A 3,514-nucleotide genomic window follows, 5' to 3' on the forward strand; every position below is an offset into this window, starting at 1 on the left:
CACGCTCAAAAGCCTTGCGGACGTTTTCGTCCTGATCAATTAAAACAATATATACCTGAAACACATCGTGCCGGAATCAATCCGTGGTTGCCGGCATCTGTTATATCGGTTTTGTTATTGGGAAGTCATACAGCAGAGGCACAGGTTACAACCTGCACGACACCGCCTACTGAAGAATATGCCAGAATAGGGGAAGTCTTGCTTAAACCGACTGAGGACTCTCAACGAAATATATACAGGGAGATTCATGGCACTGTAAAGGAAGCAGCGGATGGTTCGCTTTTGCCGGGTATAAATGTTATCTTAAAAGGAACAGAACAGGGAACCGTTACTGACGCTGAAGGTAAATTTACGTTGCGCAGCAATGATCTCTCCCGTAATTCTGTTTTGGTGTTTTCATTTATAGGCTACGAAACACAGGAAATTTCTTTGAGCAGCTACAGCAGGCAATCGGAAATTGTAATTGATTTGAATATGGATGCGACTGTATTGGGGGGCGTTGAAATCTATTATAGGCACAGATGGTCACCACGGGCTATCTGGTGGAAAATCAAAAATATATTCCGGTAAGCCTCACCGTAAAATCTCTCTCCTTCAGAGAGGGACTTGTGCGGCCAGTGGGAACACCTGACTGCTCTTGGTTATTAATGATGAAACTCCTTTACAATTTTACTCCTTCACAATCTCCACTTGTTTTACATTTCCCTGCTGATCTTTTATGGTAAGTATAGCTTTGGTCTTGTCTTTCAGGATCGGGTTGAGAAGTATATCGCAGAGATTTACTGTTTCGTAGGTAACACCGTCAATAGCAATAATCTGATCGCCAGTCTGTACTTGCTGGCGAAGTATATCTGTCCAGATGGAGCCGACAACTAATTTTTGGTTGATCACTACCGGTGTTATCGTCCAGTTTATTTCGCGGGCGCTGGCTGATGGATGGAAAGGTTCAAAGTAGAATTTACCATTCGGGTAATCGATCGTAACTATACCATAGTGCAAAAGTGGTGCGCCTATGCGCGACTTATTATCAGAAGTAGTTTCAGATACTACATGCTTTAGCTCACTCTGGTTTATGCGCAGCGATGGTATAATAAATCGGTATAGTGTTGTGTTGTTGCCGAGCCCGGCATTGCTAAAGGTGTCGCTGCCATAGCCGGTTGCTTTTATCTGTATAACATCGGCTTTCTTAAAGATATCGAAGTGATCCATGCAAAGTGCATACAGGTCGTCTGAGCCGGTATCAAAAAGTAAAACTTCATTCGATCGGCCGATCTTAACGGTAATATAGGGACTACTCTGGCGATCGGGGAATACTATCTTCGAAGCATTTTTAGAAGACACCGTTAATTTTTTTATATCGTCTGTGATAATGATCTTCTTCGAGGCTGATGCAAACTGTACAATAGAGCCGCGCAGCATATTACTGCCGATCAATCCATCCACGCCAAAGCATGCTTTCATCACAGTATCTTTACTCACCAGCGTGGGCACATCGTTGAAAGATATATCGCCAAAACTGATAGCCGGAAGATCGACCATTACCAGTGAATCTCTTTTACCATTGGCATCGCCTACATTTACTTTCCGGATAATATAGGGATGAAGCTCGCGGTATAGCGATTCGAAAATGAGGTTGGGTGCACCGGTATCCAGTATAAATTTGCGCACCTGGCCATTCACTACAGCCGGTACAATGATCTTGTCTTTAACGATCTCGTAAGGAATTTCTGCATAGTAATTTTTCTGAGCGGTTCCCCCGGCATTGAATGTTAACGACTGAGCGATACCGATATGGATAAAACACATCAGAATAACAAACCCTGCAAACTGCTTCATAGTATTTCCTATATATAGCACAATGATACTAAAATCCTGGTATCGGAAAATATATAGTATATGGCTGGTGAAGGTATTTTAGTATTTTTGCCGGCAATACAATTAACCTGATCTCACCTGATTTTATGAACAGACACATTTTTTTAGCCTGCGTGCTTATGCTACAGACTTTTTTAGTTATGGCGCAGGATAACGTTACGGTAGGTAAACCCTATGTTGTAATTGATGCCGATGCCAAGTATTATTTCGCGGCTCATGGCGAGATACTCACCGTAAAGACCAGTCGTAAATCCATAACCCTGCAAAAGCTGGATGCCGTTAATCTCACGTTTCTGAAAATAAAACTGTACGATGACTTTCCGAAGAATTTTGAGATAGAGAGAATTACCCAGATCAAGAACCGATATTTTGTTTTTTACTCTTTGCGCGATGGAGTCGAACAGCTCTTCTATCGTGAAATAGATTTTGCTTCGTGCTCATTTAAAGGACAGGGCAAAAAACTGTTGGTGGTGAACGATCGCATTGCCGATCGCTACGACAAATTTGATTTTTACTTCTCATACGATTCATCAGCCATGGTAGTGCAATATCGGTTGTCGCCCGAGCATAAAAACGACAGCAAGAATTTTGATGAGATCGGTGCGCACGTCTTTGATCAAAACATGCAGGAGAAATGGAGCGGTGTATTAACCATGCCCTATACCGAGAAGAAAATGAACAACCTGGATTACTCGGTTGATTCAAAAGGAAATGTATATATAGTAACGCAGGTATATAATGACGAAACTACCCGCGAGCGCAAGCGTGGAGAGGAAGAAGCCAACTATCACCTCGAAGTGTTAAAAGCGAGTGCGCCTACAGGAGCGATCACAGCATCTAAAATTGATGTAGCCGATAAATTTATCAAAACCATTTGGATATACGAGACGGCCAAAGGCGATTTGATTGGAGCTGGTTTCTATAATATAGGTAAAAACAAGTCGGATGCCGATGGCGTTGTTCTCTTTAAGCTGGGCACAGACGGAAAGCCGACTGACCTGATCGCGCATGAGATACCCGTTGAGATTCTGAATCAATATGCCAGTGCAAAGAGCAAACGCAGGAATGAAAAGAAGAACGATGACGATCGTGCCGAGTTTGAAGACTTGCGTTTACAGGATATAGCCATGCAGGAAGATGGCAGTACAATTCTGGTAGGCGAACAGCGATTTATAGTTTCGCGCACCAGCTATTCTACTATGAACGGTGTTACTACTACACGCACTACTACCTATTATTACTGCAATGATATACTGGTAACAAAGATTACTCCTGCGGGTAAACTGGCATGGATGAAAAAATTACCGAAGCGCCAGACGGGTGGAGCCGGTTGGGGTGGTATGTCGTATACGTACTTCCGAGGTGCTCATGAACATTACTTCCTGTTCCTCGATAATGAGAAGAATAAAGATTTGCCAATAACAGAAGTGCCTGCTCAACACGTAGACGGTGCCGGGGGATTTCTGACAGCCTATAAAGTAAATGACGCTGCCGGTGAAGTTACCAAGCTATCGTTACTCAACACGCGCGATGTAAAAGGTATGGAAGTATACCAGTTCTCACCAAGTCGTATCATGGCTACAGCACCCTCTACTATTGTGTTTGAAGCCTATAAAAAGAAGAAAGAAGATATACTCGT

At 43.0% G+C, this 3,514-nt stretch carries 3 protein-coding genes; 2 read left to right on the plus strand and 1 reads right to left on the minus strand.

Features of this window, described 5'->3' with window-relative positions:
- Window positions 1-570: carboxypeptidase-like regulatory domain-containing protein (locus tag VIN08_RS10460; protein WP_331964230.1), on the plus strand; the 570-nt coding region annotated here is incomplete at its 5' end.
- A 99-nt stretch (window positions 571-669) separates the two neighbouring features.
- On the opposite strand, the gene VIN08_RS10465 is transcribed toward VIN08_RS10460, so the two are convergent.
- Entirely contained in the window at window positions 670-1,836 is a 1,167-nt protein-coding gene (locus VIN08_RS10465) for a retropepsin-like aspartic protease (RefSeq protein ID WP_331964233.1), read from the minus strand.
- Window positions 1,837-1,994: 158 nt separating this feature from the next.
- On the opposite strand from VIN08_RS10465, the gene VIN08_RS10470 reads away from it, so the two are divergent.
- Window positions 1,995-3,514, plus strand: a 1,520-nt coding sequence (locus VIN08_RS10470; RefSeq protein WP_331964236.1) for a hypothetical protein, incomplete at its 3' end; no start/stop codon positions are given.

Source organism: Ohtaekwangia sp., from assembly GCF_036568665.1.
In the GTDB taxonomy this organism is placed as follows: Bacteria; Bacteroidota; Bacteroidia; order Cytophagales; family Cyclobacteriaceae; genus Ohtaekwangia.

Coding starts and splice junctions, on each gene's coding strand:
- VIN08_RS10465 (WP_331964233.1), bottom strand. CDS start 1,836: ATGAAGCAGTTTGCAGGGTTTGTTATTCTGATGTGTTTTATCCATATC.